Origin of the sequence: Pseudomonas taeanensis MS-3, assembly GCF_000498575.2 — a bacterium.
Classification (GTDB): domain Bacteria; phylum Pseudomonadota; class Gammaproteobacteria; order Pseudomonadales; family Pseudomonadaceae; genus Aquipseudomonas; species Aquipseudomonas taeanensis.
Genome location: NZ_AWSQ01000002.1, coordinates 960,718 through 982,460, shown reverse-complemented (window position 1 = coordinate 982,460; position 21,743 = coordinate 960,718). Strand labels below are relative to the sequence as shown.

The window sequence follows — 21,743 nt, the reverse complement described above, 5'->3', positions numbered from 1 at the left end:
ACCGCAAATTTCAATCATAGCCCAGCCTCTAAAGGGCACACTCCAAACATGCGAAACAAGTACCTATTTACCGCATCAAACCTTGCTTCGGAGTAAGTTTATATAAAACATACCTGAATACAACGAACAAACAACCTCATCCGCCGTCTCACATGCCTTACTTCTTACTCCAGACATTTCTACAAAGACAGGAGTTATACGCGCTGAACAATAATCAAACTAACATGCCTCATGCATGACTTCTGACAAAACCCTACATGTCTTATCAATTTCAGCAGAAGTAAGGGTCGGATGAACCAAAAACATCAAACTGTTCTCACCCAGTGCTTTAGCAAAAAGCAGACGCTCAGCAGGGCGCCAGCCGGTGTCATCAAATGCCTTCTCCAAATACACCTCTGAGCAAGAACCTGAGAAACAAGGAACGCCCTTAGCACTGATTTCATTAAGAATACGATCGCGATCCCATCCTGCTTTCAAACTAGCCGGTTCGACAAATACATAGCATTTGTAGGCAGCGTGAGTGACTTCAGTCGGAACCGCCGGCACACGTAACCCCGAAAGCACTCGCGCCGATGACCAAATACGCTCGGCATTGGCCAACCGCTTGGCGTGCCACACCGGCATACGTTGCAACTGGATTCGACCAATAACCGCCTGAACTTCCATCATCCGCCAGTTGGTACCGAAGCTCTCATGCAGCCAACGAAAGCCCGGTGCATGCTGACGCTCGTAAACTGCTTCCCACGATTTACCGTGGTCCTTGATCGACCACATTCGCGACCACAAGGCGCGATCATTAGTCGTAACCATACCGCCCTCACCGCCGGTGGTCATTATCTTGTCCTGGCAGAACGACCAGGCAGCTACATGACCAATCGACCCGACTGGGCGACCCTTGTATTGCGCGCCATGCGCTTGCGCACAATCCTCGATCACTTTCAGATCATGCTCGGCTGCGAGCGCCATGATCGAATCCATATCGCAGGGCCAGCCGGCCAGATGCACGCAGATGACTGCCCGAGTGCGTGTTGTCAGCACGGCGCTGATAGTCTCGGCGGTGATATTCTGCGACTCGCTGTCGACGTCTGAAAAAACCGGGGTAGCGCCTGTATTGACGATACTCGACACTGAGGCGAGGAACGTACGCGGAGTGACAACTACCTCGTCACCTGCACCTATACCCAATGCTTGCAGAGCCACATCCAGTGCAACAGTGCCATTGGCCAAGGCGACGGCATGCTCGGTGCTGGCCCATGCCGCAAACTCCCTCTCGAACTCACGACATTCCTGCCCGGTCCAGTAGTTGACCTTGTTGGAGAGAATCACATCGCGAACGGCATTGGCTTCTTCTTCAGAGAACGAGGGCCACGGGGAAAACGGGGTATTGAGCATAAAACGTCTGGTTACCTCATCCTTTTGGCCGGCACGCCAGCCACAGTTTCATCGTTCGGAATGTTACTGACGACCGCAGAACCAGCACCCACCATCACCCGCTGACCAATACGGAGCTGTTGACGCACGCTGGCACCGATACCAATCCAGCTCAAATCGCCCACTAGCACTCCACCCGCTAGCCGCGCACCAGGGCTGATATGCACCGCATCGCCCAACACGCAATCGTGATCAATGCTACAGCCGGTATTCAGAATGGCGCCCATACCTAAATGAGCTTCGGCATTAACCACCGCGCCTGCGAAGATCACCGTACCCTCACCAATATCAGCGTAGCGGCTGACAGTTGCCGCGGGATGAATCAGTGTTATCAGGCGAGCCCCCACCGCCCGCAACTCGAGTAGCTTCGCGAGACGGATGCAATTAATGCCAATAGCAACCACAACGCCATCAAAGTCAGCTAACCGTCTCATCAAAGCGGCCGTATCGCCCACAACCGACCAAATACTATTGTTTTGCAGCCCTGGCCATGCATCATCGAAGAACTCGATGGACTGCCAACCACAGCACTCCGCGGTATCAGCGACCACCTTGCCATGCCCGCTAGCACCTAAGATGGCCAGTTTCATCACGACTTTCCGCCGGTAAACTTGGTCATGGTCGCCTCCCCTTCCGCGCTGATGCCATCGCGTACAACCACTTTTTTGATGGTCAGGAAGATGATTTTCAGATCCAGCCATAATGAACGATTGTCCACGTACCAGACATCCAACTTGAACTTCTCGTCCCAGCTCAAGGCATTGCGACCATTGATTTGCGCCCAACCTGTCACTCCGGGGCGCGCCTCATGGCGCCGATACTGCTCGGGACTGTAAAGCGTTATGTACTCCATCAGCAGCGGACGCGGGCCAACCAGGCTCATGTCGCCTTTGAGCACATTCCATAATTCTGGCAACTCGTCCAGGCTACTGGAGCGCAGAAAACTGCCAAACGGCGTCATGCGCGCGGAATCCGGCAGTGGGTTACCTGCCGCATCCACAGCATCGCGCATGGTACGGAACTTGATCATCTCAAAGGGCTTGCCATTCAGGCCAGGACGCACCTGGCGGAACAGCACAGGATAACCAAGTTTGCGGCGAATCTGCCAAGCGACCACGGCAATAACTGGCGCGAGAAGTAATAAACCACAAGCGGAGGCGACAATATCAAATAGGCGCTTGATCATTTGTCACCAAATAGAGCCTGGGCTAATTTTTTTGCCAAGTTTCCATATTCATGATTTTCCTGCGCATAACGACGACCGTTGTTACCCAAGGCTTCACGCTCAGAGGCCGACATTTGGTAAAGCTTCAGAATCGAATCAGCAATAGCCTTAGGATTTTCTGCTGGAATCTGAATACCAGACTGGCTATCAGTCACCGGTGTATACTCACCCGACTCAATAGCATAAATGATAGGTTTCGCCGAATAGAAATAATCAAATAACTTATTTGGTGACACACCAAACCTGAACAGCGGATCGCCTGTCAAACCAATAAAACACACATCAAAACGACTCAGCACTGATTGAATTTTCGCTTTAGGAATGGCGTCTACAAAGTAAACATTAGAAAGGTTCTTTTCTCCGACCAACCGCTTAAGGTTAGTTTTTTCCTTTCCGCTACCAACCAAGACCACCGCGATATCAAGATTATCCTTTAATATGTCAGCGGCCTGAACCAGTGAGTCTAACGCATTGGCCAATCCAAGGGTTCCCGCATAGCCCACAACAAACTTACCATCAGGTAACTGCTCGAAAGTAGCCTGGCTCAAGCCTTGTTTTTCAGCGACCTCATCCATGGAAAAACCATTAGCAATCCAAGAGAATTTATCCCGAGGCATGCCCCTAGCGACCATGTGAGTAACGGAATTTTTGAGATTAGAAAGAACAAAATCAGCCTCTCGGTATGCCTTATCCTCTACCCACTGCAAGAAGCGAATGAATAAATGTTTTGGCGAATACCCGCCAAGCTCAACCAAGGTAAGAGGCCATATGTCACGGACCTCAAAAGCCAAACGAGCGCTATAGTACCCCGCCAAATATTTTGCCCCTAAAAAACCAATCAAAGACGGCGATGAATATAAGACCGCATCTGGATGATCTGAAATAACGCTCTTGAGCCCACGCAGCTTCCAAGAGAAACTGCACCAATTAAAAATACGTTTTTTGCTGTGTGCCTCAGGATAGCTCGGCATTCTCACCCAAACAAAATTGAATCCTTCAATTGAATGGATTTCATAGGCCCGATCAACAGCCGGTGGATGACGGAGCAAGTGTGTGTAACTGGCTGCAATCAAATAGACGCTATACCCCTGCTTGGCCAGTTCACGCGCCAAATAATAATGCCGCCCTCCCATTCCGGTTTCAGGTGTCGACGCATACTGGTTAATTAACCAAATAGTCTTTGTAGACATGAGAATTTATCTACTGCTCAAGTACTGGGCAATACGTTCCGCAGCCTGCCCACCACCATAGAGCTGGTGCTGATCCTCAACTTTCTGACCATGGCGCCTAGTGACAGTGGCAACGATATTAGCTTGGTCTGCGCCAACCAATTCATTAGCCCCTACATCTATCAGCTCCACCCATTCAGTTTGATCACGCATAGTCACACAAGTCTTACCGAAGAAAAATGCCTCCTTCTGTACGCCGCCGCTGTCAGTCAATACCAAGCCACAGCGCTGCAACAGCCAGATCATCTCCAGATACCCAACAGGCTCGACAACATACACATCGAGGGATAAACCAGCCTTGGCAATAGCCATTCTGGTGCGAGGGTGCAGTGGCAATACTACGGGCGCAACAGTCGCGTGGATCGTATTCAACGCGCCAACTATCGCCGCCAGTCTAGCAGGGTCGTCGGTATTTTCCGCTCGATGCAATGTCGTGAGGACAAAACCATCGGACAAATGAAACCCACGTGGCGCGGTTGCACGCTGGGCAAAAAACAACGCACTATCCTGCATCACATCGCCGACATTCAAGACCTGAACTGGCTTATCCGAAAACCCCTCGCGCGCCAGATTATCAACTGCCGTCTTGGTAGGGCAGAATAGAATGTCACTCACCTGATCGGTGAGAATCCGGTTGACTTCCTCAGGCATGCACATATTAAAACTTCGCAACCCTGCCTCGATATGCGCAACCGGGATATGTAACTTGGCCGCAGCCAAAGCTCCTGCCAATGTTGAATTGGTATCACCATAAACCAGGACACGGTCAGGCTTTTCCTTGAGCATCACCTGCTCGACCTCTGCCAACATCCGCCCGGTCATCTCACCGTGCGAACCGCCATGAATATCTAATTTATAATTAGGCCGCGGAATACCCAATTGATCAAAGAAAATATCTGACATATTGGCATCAAAGTGCTGGCCGGTATGAATAATTATCTCAGAAAGCCCCCCTTGCGCCACAATCGCCCTTGATACAACACTCGCCTTGATAAACTGCGGCCTAGCGCCAATTATGGTTAAGATACTCACTTGACACCCCTGACATAAAAAATCATTAAAAGCCCCTTCACCACTTCCTTCAGATCAACCAGCAAAACAGGCAAAAATTAATTGCAGAACAACCGGCACCATACAGAAAGTAAAAAACAACTAATCCCGTCAAAACACCGACACTATAAAAGCCCGACCTCTCCAAGACGCGAAGCATAAGTACTAGAAAAATCTAGTTTATAAAACTTATACTTTTGCTCAGAAAACCGATAATCAACCTGTCCATCACCAACAGAAATCTTGTACTCAACGCCATCCCAAGCCGCAAGATCATTCGATCCATGTATCGTAATATCTGAAGGGTTAATAAAATCCCCTTTAACAGAAATTTGCGTGCTATATTTTTTTGATGGAAGAACAATAAAACCACTATTTTTTAGGAGAATACCGGTATGAGGATCAGAATCAAAAAGTTTTCTCACATTGGAAGTATAGTTCGCAAAGTCGATTAAAGGCTCAAAATTATCTTTTAAAAGCAGGCCTATTCCATCTAGTGCGACTGACCGATTACCATTATCGGAGAAGATACGAAGCCTTACCGAAGAAGCTACAACATCATGCGTAAATTTAATGACTGGTCTTTGCGCTGAATTATTAGTGCTCCTTGCCACCCCCTTCCAAGCCTTACCATTGAAAACCTCAAAATAATAGTCCATAGGTGAGGATTCAGGTGTATGCCCAAGAATTACAAAACCTTGGAGCACATGTTCTTGACCAAGATCCATTTCAATATCGACCGGAAACTTATAGGACGACCAATAATTGTTCCCAAAAGTCATATTCATGCGATCCGGTCCATTTGTTTTCGCATTGGTCGAAAACGACGCCGAAATTTTAGGCTCGAAAATCTCGTACCCTTGAAACCTCATCGCTTTTTCTAAGTAAACACCTAGCCCAGTTAAAGAATATAGCCAAAGCATTTGACTCACGTGAATCACATTATAACCGCCACGCTCAGCAAAAAACCTCAACCTTCCAGATGGTACATTTTCACTATAATACGACATAAAACCTGAATCAATATTGCCTAACGAATTTGCCACAGCTTCGATAGCTCTCTCCGCAAATGCAGCTGCTGCTGGATCACTTGTATAGTTAGCGTAAGATAACAGGCCACTAAGTCCAAATATGTGACCATTAAGAACCTTATAGCTTTCAATAGAAGAATGTGCAACCTCTTCGATCCATAGCCCGCGCCCATCACTTGTTGTCATCCCCCCCACTTCCATCGGCAAACTTAATTTATTTAAAACCCTCTTTGCAAACTCTAAATATTTACTATCTTTGGTCACATAGTGCGCACGAGAAAGCACACCGAGCACCCGCCCTGACGTCATCCCCGAATACCAGCCCGAGGGAGCAGCATAATGATGATTTTCAAATGGATAAGGCCAGTAACTTCCTTGACTATCCGACTCAGAGGAAGAAATAAGATAATCCACCTGCTTAATAAATTTATCCTTTAGTCCTTCATCCCTACTGATCAGATAATCCCGGTAAAGCGCATTAGCATATGAGGCAACAAATGTTGGATTATTATACTTCCCTAAACCATTATAGCGACTACCATAGTCAAAGTATAAAATGCCATCCTCTCCAATACCATAGGGTGGCGAAGCGTATTCAGATGCACTCGCAAAAGGCGTGAAGGGATCGGGCTCAGGCTCAGAAGCAGATAGCGCCCGCTCAACATGGGAAAATTGAAAAACGAAAACAATCAAAACAAAAACAATTGACTTTAGCCATAACGGCTTTAAACCCAAACTAACAGTCATATACGCCACCCCTAAATTAATCACAAATACTTATGTATACAGAGAAAAGCTTTTTCTCCTCAGCGGACCAATTATACTTCCTACGCACGGCAGCCTGACCATTCTCGCCCATATTTTTTGCAATTGCGGGATTCTCAATAAAATAATCGATTGCACGAGCAATCGCCATGGGGTTTGAAGGATCAACGCACTGACCGCAATCATTTCCGCTTATTATATCCTTCCATAGAGGGAAGTCCGAGCATATGACGGGCACACCAGCACTCATATACTCAAACATTTTATTAGGCTGAGCATCGATATGATTGGGAAGGGGTAAGAAAGTAACTATTCCAGCTACAGAGCGATCCAATATATCACGCACACCTTCACGACTAACAAAGCCAAGCTCATCCACTTTACTCCAAGCTGATTGTGCCTTTAGCTCACACTCAACAGCCTGTTCAGAGAAGCACCCCCCCAACTGCAGTCTTGCGTCACTTTTTATAGCCGCCATTGCTTGGACAACTTGACGAATCCCCCTAATACTGGCAATACCACCAATATAACAAACCTCATTTCTTTTCCGAGACCAATCTACCTCCCCAACAACCAACTCGCCTAGCAAGGGAAAATTATTGATATCTACTGAATTTTTGTTAATTGCAAGAAATTTATCCCGAATATACGGCGTAGCGGTAACGACAGCATCGAATCGTTTGCAAGCCCAAGCCTCATAAACCCCAAACACCCAGGAAAGTATAATCCTAAGTGGTTTATTCAAGTACGGCTTACTCAGCAACTGCTTCGGCACATCTTCATGTGCATCGAAAATCACATGTTTACCCATGCGTTTTAACTTCAACCCAGAGGGGATAAGTTCTGGATCGTGAAAGTGATAGATATCCGCATCGATAGAAATTGCTTTATTTAAAACCCGAGCAGTCACGTTTCGGATTCGGTCAATCCTTCCCTTTGCGGGACCTACGTCATGGATACGTACTCCATCCCGCGCTTCGTCACCTTTACCATCGGCGACTACCAATGCTGTCTCGTAGCCTGCATTGGCGAGGGAGCGGCATTCCTTGAGAAAAATCCGAGTGTCGTAACGAGAGTGGACTGACGTGAGATGGCAAACTTTCATTGATAACTCGCAAGCAAAGGACGCTATCGAAATTCATGAACGGGATTGGATCAGGAGTAAATCCGGATTCGTCGCCCGGTAATACGGGCCAGCATTGACTGCATACCCTTGAGCAACCGATAGCGACCTTCCCACGTTGGGAATTCGTTGTGCCTATGTACGGGAGCTTTCAGCAGTTCATCGAACTGGCTGCGCGTAATCCGCAGTTTTTTGCAAAAGTAGGCGATATCAATCTCAAGTTCGTCGGCGTCGTAAAGCGGTTCGGCAAGCTTGGCCATCGCCTCATCCCGGGTCATTTGCCCCGAAACGATGAGGCTCGATAGGTGCGGGCGCCGTTTGTCATAGCCAAATTTTTCGGGAAGATAGTAATTCTGAAACACCTTGGTGAACTGTGATTCGCCGTGCTTGCGCGCATAAGGCTTGTATCCAACGGTTCGTTGCAACTCCTCAAGAGCCTTGGTTTTGTCGTAAGGCATATAGTTCAATGGGCGGACGGTGCGCATCTTCTTAACAAACGGGTACCAGATGTAATACTCGAAGAAGCTGATCGTCTTATAGCTGTGCAGCTTGCGCTCACCATATTTCCGCTGAATCGCTTTGAGATTGATCGCATCCATGGCACTGCCATGCCAAGCTTTCGGGAATATCCCCTCGGTTGCGAGATTACCGCCAGAGAGGATGTAGCGAATCCCATTTTTGGTGGCAAAGTGGTAGAGGCTCGCGAAGAAGATGTGATCCTGAGGTACGTCCTGGTTGGCGATACCCGCACGCAGATACGCCAGGTGCAGATCGCGCATGTCTTCCCAGTCCACGACGTGGGTATGCAGGTCGTAATTGCAGTGCTTGACGAGTGCCTCGATATTGGCCACCGCAAGTTCGCTGTTCCACCCGGCGTCGACGTGGACGACGAGAGGACGCAAGCCCCATTCGTGAATCTTGATCGCTAGATAGGAGCTATCAACGCCTCCACTCAAGCCAAGGATGCAGTCGTACTCCTGGTCGCGACCTGCAGCCTTGATCTGCTCGACAGTAGCGGCCCAACGCGCAGCACCTTCCTCATTGGGAAACCAGTTCTGGAGGGTGACAGTGTCGAATTCGATACAGTGATTGCAAACGCCGTCTGCATCGAAGGTGATTTCTGGATCAGAAGTATCCATCACGCATCGGCTGCATATTTGGGCTTTGGTGGTAAGCGTTCGCATAGTAGGTTACCCAGAGTTTATTCGGTAGAAATGAGTGGGGAAGACTTGTCAGGGTTCGACGAGCCTATGATGGGAGCAGGAGCGCGCATTGGTTCGTTCGCCGGCGCCTGAAAAAACCACAAGCATGACAAGCATACCAATGCCAGAAGATACCAGCGCGGTTGTAGCCGCTTGCTCGGTGAGCAAAATTGCGTAGGAGAAACCGAGATACACCAAGGCGGGATTTTGCCTGCATGCATAGGTTGCGTCGAGCAGAGCAAAGACGCACGCAACAAGCAGGATTGTGAGTGCATACATGGGAATGCCTCCCGCTGCGAGTTGGTAGATAAATGCGTTGGTGTTGGCGTTCAAGCCAGGGAAGCCGAGAAACCCTTCACCGACGAGGAAAGTGATGGGGTCCGGTGAGCTTATGCCCTGCAGCGGCAGCCAAGCAGGCGTTGAGCCCAACGTCATAAATTCGAAATACGCAGAGCTCAGCCAAGCAGGGACACTAAACGCACGACGAATAAAATAGTCGCCAACAAGGGAGTAACCGAAAAAAAAGTACTCAAAAAGAAACAATATGAATGCCGTGAACAAGAGAATGTAGATCGTCCTCACCATTGCATGGACTTTCCCCCTACGTGCAGAGTAACCAATTACCGAAGCGACGGCGATGAATAGAAGTGGTGCCTTGAGACCAAGAAGATAGAAAAAAGTAAGTCCACAACACAGGGAAAAAGCTAACAACCAAGCCCGCCGTTGCCAACCTGCGACAAAGGCTAAGAAAGGCGCGAAGCCGTTTACAATCGCAGCATTCAAATATGCCAAAGGCGTACCGGCAGAGAAAACATCTCTGCCTTGAATTCTGCGTTCATAGGACGTTGCCAGGTCAAAACCGGCCGAGGCTGTCGGGCTCGATAACGCGAGGAACATGCCTGTAACGCAGAGGAAGGCTAGTAGAAAAACAAGTGCCTTTTGGGTGATTAATCCCGGGACTCTCAGAGGCGGGATAACCACGCTCACTATACGAACTACAAAGAATGGCCCAGCGAGGGCAGAGAAAAAAAGCATGAAGTCCTGAAGCGATACCGGATTTCGGATCGGAAAAAGTGTTACATATGGTAAAAGTACAAATAACCCATACAGAAGGGTAAAGAAATCCGATGGCCTTCGGATTGCCGCCGGCATTAACATGCCTATGAAAAATATCGCCGTTATCAACGCTATTACGTAAGGCAAGTCGATAGAAAACGTACGATACCCCATATATTCGTTCGTTTCGGCCAGCTGAAAGTTGTAAGCCATGAGAAGGCCAGCGGCTAGGAGAAAGAGGCAACTCAAAGCACCTCCACGAGCGAATGATGATGACATTTAATTAATAGTCCGTACTAGAAGTCGATGTTCTTAGGATAATTAATTAGCACAGCTCGGTGCTTGCCGTGAAATACAAACATACTCCCCGCGGCGACTGCTGAGGCACCGCCCTCACTAACCGCCTGTGAAAGATGCTCTACGGTGCCGGCGCCGCCACAGACCACGACAGGGACATTCACCTTCTGCGTGATACTGCGGATGAGTTGCACGTCATAGCCCGCCATCATGCCGTCGCGATCCACATTGTTGAGGAATATCTCACCTACACCTGCCGAAATCAGGTTCTGTATGTGCTCATCGAGACCGATCTTGGCATCGATAGTCGCTGACTTAGTGACCACACGATACCCGCCGAACAGGGTCTTCTTGATATCCACAGCGCCGACGACCGCCTGGCTGCCAAACATATCTACGGCTTCGCGAATGACATCCGTTGATTCGATCGCGGCCGTATTGATGACGACCTTCTCGATCCCTGAGCGAATCAGCCGACGTACCTGCTCGAGGTTGCGGATACCACCGCCATAGGCCATCGGCATAAAGGCCTCGCCAGCCATTTCCTCGATCAGCGCATAGTTGGGTTCCCGACCTTCGCGCGATGCATCGATATCGAGGACGACGATCTCATCGACCTCCTTGTCACTGAAAATTCGCATCGCGTTGATTGGGTCGCCGACGTATACCGGCTCCTTGAACTTCCGGGTCTTCACTAGTCCGTTACCGCGAATGAGCAAGCAAGGAATGACACGTGCACGGTACATTCAATCACCTTTCACAAACGAAGCGAGAAGTTGCTTGCCAAAGCGATGGCTCTTCTCGGGGTGGAATTGAACACCTGAGATGTTCCCGCGCGATACGCCCGCTGCGAAGTCAATACCGTAGTGCGCGAGCAGAAGAATGTCATCAGGATCGGCCGGCTCCATGTAGTAGCTATGCACGAAGTAGAAGCGCGCCTCGGCCTCCATGTTCCGAGTCAGGCGATGACTAACTGAGCTCGGCCGCACCTGGTTCCAGCCCATGTGAGGTACGCGCAGATTGGGAATCTCTGGGAAGCGGCGAACACGCATGTCAAGCCAGCCAAGTCCTCGCTCTGTTCCCTCGGCACTTTCGCTGCCAAGCATCTGCGCGCCAACGCAAATACCCAGCAATGGCGTACCTTGTTCGAGTACCTTGCGCTCCAGCACGGGTATCAGTCCGCTTGCACGGAGGTTCTGCATACAGGCATCGAACGAACCATTGCCCGGCAGGATGATACGCTCGGCGTGCTCGACCTCTTCCGGTTGAGCAGTGATCGTGCATCGGACCCCGAGTCGCAGCAGCATGTTGGCCACTGCGGCGATATTTCCGATGTCGTAGTCGATGATTGCAATCAACTTCTTACTCCCAGGCTGAAACGATACGACATTGCAAGATAGATAACGTAGAGCATGCTGTATCCAGCACTGTATGTCTGCAGCGCAAGCTGATGATTACTCGGAATGCTCAGGCTGGTGACGGTCATGCCTAACAAGGCGATCTGCCAGAACAAATCCACATGTTGTTTGCCCGCGATGTAAACCATGTAGCTCAGCGGGCTGGCAATAAATCGCAGAGCGAAAAGGGGTAGCAACCAAACGGCGATCGTGCCGGCACCACGCCAATCTTCGCCGAAAGCCAGCGCAAACAGCGATTCACTAGCCAAGACCATTACTGCGCAGAAGGCAAGCGAGCCAAACGCCAGCACCTTGAAGGTTCGGAGGTAGTCGCTACGGCATTCACCGCGCTCCCGGAAACTGGTGGCAGCATGGCGCTTGAAAACATCGAGCACCGATTTACCGAGCAGGCCGATTGGTGCACCCAATATCCGCATGGTCATGGCCAAGAGTCCGGCGGTTTCCGCACCGAATCGACTGGCCACGATCAGGAGCGGCAACTGGGCCGCTGCCGTATTGATCGCATCTGCAGGCAATGACAACAACGGAAAACGGCGTTGACGGCTCCAGAAACTTCGGATCGTCCCGATGGATTGACCGACGGGAAAGGTGCCGGCAGGCATCAGGTAAGCTGAACAAGCGAGTCCGACAATTACGCCCAGAAGGTGTGCAATGGCGAGCGTGTCGGCGGACGCGTGGAATACCCCCGCGATGATCTGAATCAACGTAACCGCCCCTGCCTGCGCGATGCGCATCAGCGACAGTTGACGATAGCTACCTTCTGCTGCAGCCCAGGATTGCCAGGTTTGTGCGGCAGCGATAGCCAGTGCAGTCGGCACCGACGCGACAATCAACACAGATGGAAAATCATCGATCACGCCAGGCGCAAACACCGCTCCTATAGCGAGCAAGATGGCGGCAGCGCAGGCCACCAGGCATGCTGTGGCCAACGTAGAAACGACGGCGAGCCGGCGTGGTTCCCCGTCAACCTCGACCGCTAGAGCCGTTTCAAAACGACCAGTCAACACCACGCCAAGCAGCAGCACTATACCGAGCCAGGCCGAGAACACGCCAAACTCGGCTGGCGCGTATAGCCGAGCAATTACCAGCGACCCGATAATCGGAATAATCTGGGCTAGGGCAGTACCCGTCAGCACCGAAGCCACGCTTTTCCAGTAGCTACTCATTAGCCAAGGCCTGATGTAAACGGCTATTCAAGAAGGCTGTTGATGCTTGCGCAGAGAGCCTAAACAAACGAAAAGGTACTCCCACAATTAGTGGTGTAATTACCTGCAACTTTTCGCCCCATCCATTATTTCAATCAGCCGCGCTACAATCATATGTATCTGATCTGTAGAAATATAAGGGTGCATTGGCAGGCTCATCACTCGGTTGGCAACGGCATCCCCAACAGGAAGACTCGCATGCGCGTCACTGACCGCTGGCTGGCGGTTGAGGGGAATGGGGTAATGAACAGCCGTCGGAACACGAACAAGCTTCAGACGTTCCTGAACCAATTCACGATTTCCCAACTGGATGGTGAACTGTGCCCATGCACTCTGGTTGTGCACCTCAATGAAGGGCGCGACGATACCGGCTTCATCCAGAAGAGTGACGTAACTGCTTGCGACCTGCTGCCGCAGCTGGATTTCCTCCTCGAAGATTTCCAACTTCGGCAGCAAAATCGCCGCCTGCAACGTATCAAGCCGGCTATTCACACCAACCCGAATATGGTGATAACGGCGATCCTGACCGTGCCGAGCAATCTGCCGCAGAACTTTTGCCAGTTCGTCGTCGTTGGTGAAAATCGCACCCCCATCGCCATAGCAGCCTAGAGGCTTGCTGGGGAAGAAACTTGTGCAGGCAATGGTAGTCAGGTTGCAAGAGCGCTTGCCCTTGTAGGTGGCACCGAAACTCTGCGCGGCATCCTCTATCACCGGAATACCATACTTGGAGGCAATAGCGTTGATCGCATCGAAGTCAGCACATTGGCCATACAGCGACACCGGGATGATCGCCTTGGTACGCGGGGTAATGGCCGCCTCAAGCAGTTGCGGGTCGAGGTTGTAGGTGCGCGGATCAATGTCTACATAGACTGGCTTGGCACCGAGCAAGGCCACGGTTTCAGCGGTGGCGATGTAGGTGAATCCTGGCGTGATGACTTCATCGCCGGGACCTATCCCTAGAGCCATTTGCGCAATTTGCAGTGCATCGGTGCCGTTGGCGCAAGTGATGCAATACTTGGCACCGACGAAGGAGGCAAGCTTTTCTTCCAGTTCGGCCACTTCCGGGCCGAGGATGTACTGGCCATGGGCTAATACGCGCTGAATACCAGCGTCGATCTTGTCCTTGATACGGACTTGTTGGGTTTTGAGGTCGATGAACTCGATCATTTATTGCGCATCCACTTTGTTCAGGGTTGTGCCATTCAATACATAACGAGAACCAGTGTGCTGGCAGGCAACTTCGCCCTCCCCGGCCACCGGCAAGGTCAGTTGCTCGCCGAACTCGCTCATCCAACCAATCTGGCGTGCCGGTACACCCACCATCAGGGCATAGGCTGGTACGTCCTTATTGACTACCGCACCTGCACCGACGAAGGCGAACTCACCGATGGTTACACCGCAAACGATGGTGCAGTTGGCGCCCAAGGTGGCGCCTTTCTTTACCAGGGTGTCACGGTACTGATCCTTGCGTTCGACCAGTGAGCGCGGGTTGTACACATTGGTAAACACCATACTTGGCCCACAGAACACGCCCTCTTCGAGAGTGACGTTGTCGTACACCGAGACGTTGTTCTGCACCTTGCAGTTATCACCGATCACGACTTTGTTGCCGACGAAGACGTTTTGACCGAGGGACACGCCCTTGCCGATGCGCGCGCCGCCACAGACGTGGACAAAGTGCCAAACACGTGAGCCTTCGCCGACCTGGGCGCCATCATCGATGATGGAGCTGGAGTGCTGATAATAAGACATGATTTAAGACCTACAAGTTAATTGTCAATCTTCAGTAAATTTTTCTGAAAAAAACTAGCCGCATACTGCCCGTATCGACGCGCCCCCGACTCGTTCAGATGATGATTATCGAGGTATATCAAAAGATTATTTTCAAACGGTGCACTTGCAAAAAACTCGCTTTCAGAAAAATCTAAAAATTGAGCACTGGATACATCATGAACAGCCGCTTCAATTTTTGAATTTGCAGATTTCCATTCGTTGTTCTGAGTTACCTGCACTGGTAGTCCGAGCGCAATAAAACGATGAATACGAAGAAAATTGGTGTCAAACATCGGGATTTGTGCCAAAACAAAAACTCTTTTGTTTTGCTCTGCAGCCGCCTCAATAAACCGAGAAAAAGCTAGCATAAATTCATCGCTTTGGGTTTGATACTGCCACATTCCAGCGAGAACAATTACGTCGGCCTCTGCCATGAGCGCGTCAACCGTCTCTATCTGAGAGCGACAACTATCTTGAGCCCACAGCGGAAGGCGCTCTACATCGAAACCGGTTATCGGCACACAACTACTTGCCGTAATCACACGGAACGCCATTTCATTTTTTACGCCAACCGCATCAAAAAAATAATTCAACTGAGCCGCATGGCTATCACCAATAACCAACACCCTAGGGCTTGAACCTGGATAGCCTCGCGTGCAGTCACCCACCACTTTTCCATGACAGATCTCATCACTTGGAGCATAGCGGGTCATTTCTACTGGCAATTTATCTACGACAGCTACATTTACTTCTTTTGAAACACCTATCACAGCAAAAACACAAACAGCAATGGCCAGCATTTTTTTCTGTACCGTACGGATCCCCTGAACATGCCTTACTGGTAATTCCACCCAGCGATAGGAAAGCCAGGCAACTACCAAAGAGCTAATTACAAATACCGCCAACCAAACCATCTGGAGCTCATATTGGCCTGTGTAATAGCGAATGAATGCCAAAATTGGCCAATGCCACAAATAAAGCGAGTATGAAACACCACCCACCCACACCATCGGCTTTGCAGCAAGTAGCGTACTGACCGGCCCGTGACGCGCCGCGATCAGCAACGCAGTACCTATGCACGGAAGTAGCGTCCACATTCCGGGAAAATGCTGCACATCAATAAATACAACACTCAGAGCTAATAATAGCGCACCGCCCGCCCCTATTAACGATTTATACCGCATTGGCAGGCTGTTCTTGGGAGGTAGTAACGCCACAAACGCGCCAATCAAAAATTCGGGGAAACGAGCAACAAGCGAAAAATAGACTGCCTGTTCACTCTTATTGAAAAGTTTATACTCAGACCAAGCTAATAAACCTATGCCCAACAAAACGAATACAGGTCTGAGCAACCTAGCCGGCAAAAAACAAACAAGTACTGGCAGAAAAAGGTAAAACTGCATTTCAATGGCCAGCGACCACGTATGAAGAAGGGGCAACTCATGCGCTCTTGGTGCAAAATAACTTCCAAATCCTTCAAAATACGAATTACTTGTAAAACTTAAAGCAGCCTTAAGGCTATCTTTGAAAAACTTGAAATCAGCAGGTAGAAAGAGAACCGCTGAAACTAGTGCTACCACTGCAAGCATTAAAAAATACGCAGGTGCAATTCGTTTAACACGTCCCCAGTAAAATCCCTTCCAGTCAAAATTTTCTTTCCTCCCAACAATGAGGGAAGTGATGATGAAACCAGATATCACAAAGAAAACATCGACCCCAACGAAGCCGGATGGCAGCCAAGCTTTATTGACGTGGTAGATGATAACCGCCAGAACAGCAACAGCGCGCAGCCCTTGCACATCCAGCCTGATGTTTTTCTCAGCGAGCATTGCAGAGGAGTTGATAGATGACACAGGGATTATTTTCTGCTTGTTCAAGTTACCGACTCAATCCATCGCTCTAATTGACACGGCAAGGATGGCTATAGAATCCAAGCCATCCTCGATTGTCGTTACTTAGTCAGTGATACCAGAAATGGATGACCTTCATCGTTCTGTACACTGACGATGGCAGCGGAACGAATAGTATTCACCGTCTCCACGCAATGCCGTGCATCTTCGATGCCGTAACCACGACCCGCGAGAATCTCCTGGTAACTGGTGGTGTGCAGATCGGTGAAGCCTTCGGAGAACTCCATTTCTTCACCATTGACGGTGATGGAACGGTAGGTTGGCTTCTTGCCCTTCACGGACTCAGGCAGGTCGTTGGCGTCGATGGAGAGGAACCAGCGCACGCGAGCCTTTTCGTATTCCAGGTAGCCAGCAGCTTTGTACTCTGAAACGAAGTGCACGACATTACGCTGCAGTTTGCCGAAGATGAAGTGCAGCATGTCGTAGAAGTGCACACCGATATTGGTGGCCACACCGAACGATTTTCGCGGATCGCCTTTCCAGCTCTCCATGTACCATTTGCCACGCGAGGTGATGTAAGTCAGCTCGACATCGTATTTATGTTCGCTGTTTTCGCGGGCGACCTTGTCTTTCAGATTGAGGATGGCCTGATGGTGGCGAAGCTGCAAGATGTTGTAGAGGCGTTTGCCAGTTTCCCTCTCGACCAAGGCCAGTTCATCGAGGTTTCCCGGGGTGGGGACCAGCGGCTTTTCGCAAATAACGTCGCAACCCAGGCGCAGGCCGGCAACGATATGCGAATGGTGCAGGTAGTTGGGCGAGCAAACGGCGACATAGTCGAGCGCGCTGGCCGGATCGCGCTTCAGGCGATAAGCGTGTTCCTGGAAGCGTTCGAACTCGGTGAAAAACTCGCTTTGCGGCGAGATGCTGTCGATGATACCGACCGAGTCGTTGATGTCGTAGGCAGAGACCAGCACGTTGCCGGTGTCTTTGATGGCGCGCATGTGACGAGGAGCAATGTAACCGGCAGCGCCGATCAGGGCGAAGTTTTTCATAGGTGTTCCTTGAATTACATCAATACCCGGCAAATTACTAATCGAACCGGCCGGGCAATCTTATCGGGGGAGCCGTGATCAGGCTTTGATGATATGCGGGGCCGGCGCGCGGTACTTGCCGCGGCTATCGACGACCAACTTGGCATGTTGCTTGATCAGATCGTAATCAAACTTATCGTGATCGGTGGCCAAGACCACAGCATCAAAGCTGGCGAGGTTGTCGGCCGTCAGGGCTTCGCTGCTCAGCTCGAAGTGGTGCTCGCGCATCTTAGGGAAGACCAGAACGTGCGGATCACTGTAGGCAACGATGCCGCCCTTGGCCTCGATCAGCTCCATGATTTCCACGGAGGGCGATTCGCGCATGTCGTCAACGTTCTTCTTGTAGGCAATTCCAAGAACGAGCACTTTGCTGCCCTTCAGCGCCTTGCCGCTATCATTCAGACCATCCATCAGCTTGCTCAGCACGTATTCGGGCATGGCTTGGTTGACTTCACCGGACAGCTCGATGAAACGAGTGTGCAGGCCATATTCGCGGGCTTTCCATGTCAGGTAGAAGGGATCGATGGGAATACAGTGGCCACCCAGGCCAGGGCCTGGGTAGTAGGCAGTGAAACCGAACGGCTTGGTCGCGGCGGCGTCGACCACTTCAAAAATATCGATACCCATACGGTCAGCAACGATCTTCATCTCGTTGACCAGACCGATGTTGACGGCACGGTGGATATTTTCCAGCAGCTTGGTCATTTCCGCAGCTTTGGTTGAGCTGACCGATACAACCTGGTCGATTGCCTGCTCGTACAGAGCAATACCGACTTCCAGGCAGGCTGGGGTATGACCGCCGATGACTTTCGGGATGGTACGGGTTTCGAAGTCCGGGTTGCCCGGATCTTCACGCTCGGGCGAATAGACCAGGAAGATGGATTCGCCGACCACCAAACCGCCTTCCTGCACGCGCGGCAACAACTCTTCTTCAGTCGTGCCTGGGTAGGTGGTGCTCTCCAGCGAAACGACCTGACCGGCACGCAGGTACGGTTTGAGTGCGTTGGTGGTGTCTATCACAAAGCTCATATCCGGCTCGCGGTATTTATTCAGCGGCGTCGGCACGCAGAGAATCAGTGCATCGCACTCGCTGACACGGCGGAAATCGGTAGTGGCCTCGAAGCCGCTTTGGCGAGCAGCCGTGATTTTATCAGCGGGGATATGCTCGATATAGCTCTGACCGGCGTTGAGCTTGCTAACCTTGCTTTCATCAATGTCTATACCCAGCACACGAAAGCCAATAGCGTTGTAGCGCAACATCAAGGGTAGGCCGACATAGCCGAGCCCTACGATACCAATGAGGGCTTCTTTGGTTTTGAACTTGTTAACGCTGGCGAGTTTCTGCTGGGGCATCAAAGGACTCCGGTGTTTCGAACTTGGATGGAAGGGTTGTTCTGTTCTTTAAGCTTGGGTATGTTTTCGCCATATTCAGGCGCAGTAGTGGATCAGACTCGCTACCGCCCCAGGGTTTACCGTTGGTTTCCTGAGAACGTCACACTCTTCAAATTTCACTGGCGTTGCCAGGGCGTACCTTGAACTCGGCGTATGTCTAGGTCTATTCAGTTTTTGACGATGCTCACCAGCGGCATGTTGTTTGTTGCTGGCGGTTGAGCATGTTGGGCAGCAGTAGCACGCGCTGCTCGCCATCTATAGCGACGAAGATGGCGTCCAGCTCGGTAAATCAACCTTCAGTAATACGTACACTATCCCCAGCATCGAGGGCCGGTTTAACGGGTGCTGTCGTGCGATGTTGGAGGTGCGTGATCAAGCTGTTGTCGAGCCGCAGCGGCATGCCGCCGAAACCTACCAGGCGGTTAACACCACGGGTCGAGCGCAGGGGAGCACAGTTGGCATCGTCTGCCAACTGAATGAAGGGATAACCGGGGAACAGCGATTCGGCGATGATTTGCCGACGGCCACGCACGATCCGCTCACAGCCGCGCTGCGGCCGACAGCAGGGGTAGCCCTGGCGTAGCAGGTTCTCTTCTGCACGCTCATCCTGGCGAGGCTTGCAGTGCGAGAGGTACCAGGCCGGGGCCGTCCTTGCAATGCTGGTGGTATTCGTAGCGCTTACATTCATATGGGTAACAAGCAAATCGGCGCAGCATCTGCAGACCGACAGTTCACTCCTATGTGCAGCTGGCTGGATTGGGCCGGGTGCAGGATTCGTTTCAGCCTAGCCAGCCGTCGGGATGGGTAGGAAGGACTTTTGGCTGCTGAGGCCACATTTATATGTGTAATCAGGCACCGGTTATGTGGCGGCCTGCTGGATCGCCAGCAAGCTGGCTCCTACAAAATCGGGTGTTTACGGCTTACCGCATTTCCCACATCCGTGTGGGTCACAAGCTAGCGCCTACAGTCAAGCATCGTTAGCTCCACTCGGAATTAACAGCTCCACGTTACGCTGGGCCTGCCTGTAGAGTGCCTTGAGGCGCTCGCCGAGTTCATGCTTGGCGCTGGTTTCGCCATGGACAATGCATACCTGGCTGGGCCAGTCGCGCATGCGCGTCACAAAACCGAGCAGGCCTTTCTGGTCTGCATGGGCCGAATAGCCGCCTATGGTATTGATTTTTGCGCCAATCGTGTAGCGCTCTCCGTCTAAATCCACGTAACCACCGCATCCTCCATACATCTGGATGGCTCGGCCAGGCGTGCCTTGCGCCTGGTAACCGATGAAGAGTACGTCATGTCGGGGGTCGTGGAGCATGGCTTTCAGGTAATTGACAATTCGACCGCTGCTGCACATGCCGTTCCCGGCGATGACGATGGCCGGACGAGCGGTTGCTGTCAGGTGGCGCACCATGGCCAGGTGCGCTTGGTGGCTGTCGACGGTCAGCAGTTGCTCGAAGCCCAGCGGATTACGCCCCTGCTTTACGCGCTGCAGCGCTTCGTTGTCCCAGAAGGGTTTCAGCTCGCGGTAGACCCGGGTGAAACGACTGGCTAGGGGCGAGTCGAGGATGACCGGGAGTTGTGGCCAGTTGGTTCCGGTTTTGCTGTCGCTGCCAGTTTTACCCCTCACCCCGGCCCTCGGCTCGGGCATCCTGCTTCGCCCTACCTCCTGCCTCCATGCAGTCGTCTCCCCAGAGGGGAGAGGGGGATTCCGAGTGGCATCGAGTTTTTTGCTGTGGATGATGTCTTCCAGTTCGTAGAGCAGTTCCTGGGTGCGACCGATGCTGAAGGCGGGGATCAGCACGGTTCCGTTATTGGCCAGGGCTTGTTCGATGACGCCTTCCAGGCGCTTGCGCCGGGTGCGCCGATCTTCGTGCAGGCGGTCGCCGTAGGTGCTTTCGATTACCAGGATGTCGGCACGGTAAGGTGGCTTGGGTGCGGGCAACAGCGGCGCATGCGGTGCCCCCAGATCGCCGGAGAAGACGATACGTTTCTTCTCGCCGGACTCGGGGTAATGCAGATCGATCTCGACATAGGCCGAGCCGAGGATATGCCCAGCGCGCTGCAAGCGGATGCGGCATATCAACGTCTCAGTGTCTTGCAGGGTGAACCAGGTCTTGTAGGGCAAAGCGATGATGCGCTGCTCGATCAGTTTGATGTAGCGCTCGACTTGTTTCTGATCGCGACTGAAGCCAAGCTTGAAGGCATCCTCCAGTACGATGGGCAACAGTTTGGCCGATGGTTCGCTGCACAGGATTGGCCCCTTGAAGCCTGCGGCCAGCAGGTAGGGAATGCGCCCGACATGGTCGATATGCACGTGGGTGGCGATCAGTGCCTTGATCGTATCCAGGGAAAACTCGATGGCCAGGCGATCGGCGCCGGATTTGCCTTCGGCCGAGGTTTCCGCGCCCTGGAACAGACCGCAGTCGATCAGAAGACTGTGCTGGGCGTCCATCAGAAGCTGGTGGCAGGAGCCGGTGACGCCATCTTTGGTGCCATGGTGCAGGATGTCGGGGTAATCCACTTGATTGATCTCTGTTAGTCCATTAACGATGACCGACCTGATGGAGCGTGCCGGGCGCTGTCCATTGCTTGTGGCCAAGTGTCG

At 51.5% G+C, this 21,743-nt stretch carries 18 protein-coding genes and 1 pseudogene; all 19 read right to left on the bottom strand.

Translation table 11 applies throughout. The features are described from left to right. Positions 1-219 precede the first annotated feature (219 nt). Complete coding sequence (locus tag TMS3_RS12465) at positions 220-1,392, bottom strand: DegT/DnrJ/EryC1/StrS family aminotransferase (protein ID WP_025165608.1); 1,173 nt, start codon at positions 1,390-1,392, stop codon at positions 220-222. Between the two features lie 11 nt (positions 1,393-1,403). Continuing rightward, positions 1,404-2,024: an acetyltransferase gene (locus tag TMS3_RS12460; RefSeq protein WP_025165607.1), complete on the bottom strand. Its 621-nt coding sequence runs from the start codon at positions 2,022-2,024 to the stop codon at positions 1,404-1,406. After that, positions 2,021-2,617, bottom strand: coding sequence for a sugar transferase (locus TMS3_RS12455; protein WP_025165606.1), 597 nt, complete (start codon positions 2,615-2,617; stop codon positions 2,021-2,023). The genes TMS3_RS12460 and TMS3_RS12455 overlap by 4 nt, the downstream gene beginning before the upstream one ends. Beyond that, a complete protein-coding gene (locus TMS3_RS12450; RefSeq protein ID WP_029866322.1) occupies positions 2,614-3,846 on the bottom strand; it encodes a glycosyltransferase family 4 protein in 1,233 nt (410 codons plus the stop codon). Before TMS3_RS12450 ends, TMS3_RS12455 begins: the two co-directional genes overlap by 4 nt. Before the next feature lie 6 nt (positions 3,847-3,852). Continuing rightward, positions 3,853-4,917, bottom strand: a complete 1,065-nt coding sequence (gene wecB, locus TMS3_RS12445) for a non-hydrolyzing UDP-N-acetylglucosamine 2-epimerase (protein WP_025165604.1) — start codon at positions 4,915-4,917, stop codon at positions 3,853-3,855. Positions 4,918-5,060: 143 nt separating this feature from the next. After that, positions 5,061-6,713 (bottom strand): D-glucuronyl C5-epimerase family protein, encoded by a 1,653-nt coding sequence (locus tag TMS3_RS24640; protein WP_152985499.1) that lies wholly within the window; start codon positions 6,711-6,713, stop codon positions 5,061-5,063. Between the two features lie 16 nt (positions 6,714-6,729). Beyond that, on the bottom strand, positions 6,730-7,836 hold the full coding sequence (locus tag TMS3_RS12440) for a glycosyltransferase family 4 protein (RefSeq protein WP_025165603.1): 1,107 nt from the start codon (positions 7,834-7,836) through the stop codon (positions 6,730-6,732). A 50-nt stretch (positions 7,837-7,886) separates the two neighbouring features. Then, positions 7,887-9,038 carry an N-acetyl sugar amidotransferase gene (locus TMS3_RS12435; protein WP_029866321.1) on the bottom strand — a complete coding sequence of 384 codons (1,152 nt, stop codon included), beginning with the start codon at positions 9,036-9,038 and terminating at the stop codon, positions 7,887-7,889. 48 nt (positions 9,039-9,086) lie between these two features. Continuing rightward, positions 9,087-10,325, bottom strand: a complete 1,239-nt coding sequence (locus TMS3_RS12430) for a hypothetical protein (RefSeq protein WP_152985498.1) — start codon at positions 10,323-10,325, stop codon at positions 9,087-9,089. 83 nt (positions 10,326-10,408) lie between these two features. Further along, positions 10,409-11,155, bottom strand: coding sequence for an AglZ/HisF2 family acetamidino modification protein (locus TMS3_RS12425; RefSeq protein ID WP_025165600.1), 747 nt, complete (start codon positions 11,153-11,155; stop codon positions 10,409-10,411). Then, positions 11,156-11,767: an imidazole glycerol phosphate synthase subunit HisH gene (hisH, locus tag TMS3_RS12420; protein WP_025165599.1), complete on the bottom strand. Its 612-nt coding sequence runs from the start codon at positions 11,765-11,767 to the stop codon at positions 11,156-11,158. Next, entirely contained in the window at positions 11,764-12,993 is a 1,230-nt protein-coding gene (locus TMS3_RS12415; RefSeq protein ID WP_025165598.1) for a lipopolysaccharide biosynthesis protein, read from the bottom strand. Before TMS3_RS12415 ends, hisH begins: the two co-directional genes overlap by 4 nt. 99 nt (positions 12,994-13,092) lie before the next feature. Beyond that, positions 13,093-14,199: a DegT/DnrJ/EryC1/StrS family aminotransferase gene (locus tag TMS3_RS12410; protein ID WP_025165597.1), complete on the bottom strand. Its 1,107-nt coding sequence runs from the start codon at positions 14,197-14,199 to the stop codon at positions 13,093-13,095. Then, positions 14,200-14,784, bottom strand: a complete 585-nt coding sequence (wbpD, locus tag TMS3_RS12405; RefSeq protein ID WP_025165596.1) for a UDP-2-acetamido-3-amino-2,3-dideoxy-D-glucuronate N-acetyltransferase — start codon at positions 14,782-14,784, stop codon at positions 14,200-14,202. It lies immediately after the preceding gene. 17 nt (positions 14,785-14,801) lie between these two features. Beyond that, a complete protein-coding gene (locus TMS3_RS12400; protein WP_321163848.1) occupies positions 14,802-16,682 on the bottom strand; it encodes an acyltransferase family protein in 1,881 nt (626 codons plus the stop codon). Between the two features lie 74 nt (positions 16,683-16,756). Then, entirely contained in the window at positions 16,757-17,707 is a 951-nt protein-coding gene (wbpB, locus tag TMS3_RS12395; RefSeq protein ID WP_025165594.1) for a UDP-N-acetyl-2-amino-2-deoxy-D-glucuronate oxidase, read from the bottom strand. Between the two features lie 78 nt (positions 17,708-17,785). Next, positions 17,786-19,099 (bottom strand): UDP-N-acetyl-D-glucosamine 6-dehydrogenase, encoded by a 1,314-nt coding sequence (gene wbpA / locus TMS3_RS12390; RefSeq protein ID WP_025165593.1) that lies wholly within the window; start codon positions 19,097-19,099, stop codon positions 17,786-17,788. Between the two features lie 206 nt (positions 19,100-19,305). Next, positions 19,306-19,826 (bottom strand): annotated as a pseudogene (gene rfaH, locus TMS3_RS12385) (transcription/translation regulatory transformer protein RfaH). A 279-nt stretch (positions 19,827-20,105) separates the two neighbouring features. Further along, positions 20,106-21,659 (bottom strand): MBL fold metallo-hydrolase, encoded by a 1,554-nt coding sequence (locus TMS3_RS12380; RefSeq protein WP_025165592.1) that lies wholly within the window; start codon positions 21,657-21,659, stop codon positions 20,106-20,108. Between the last annotated feature and the right edge of the window lie 84 nt (positions 21,660-21,743).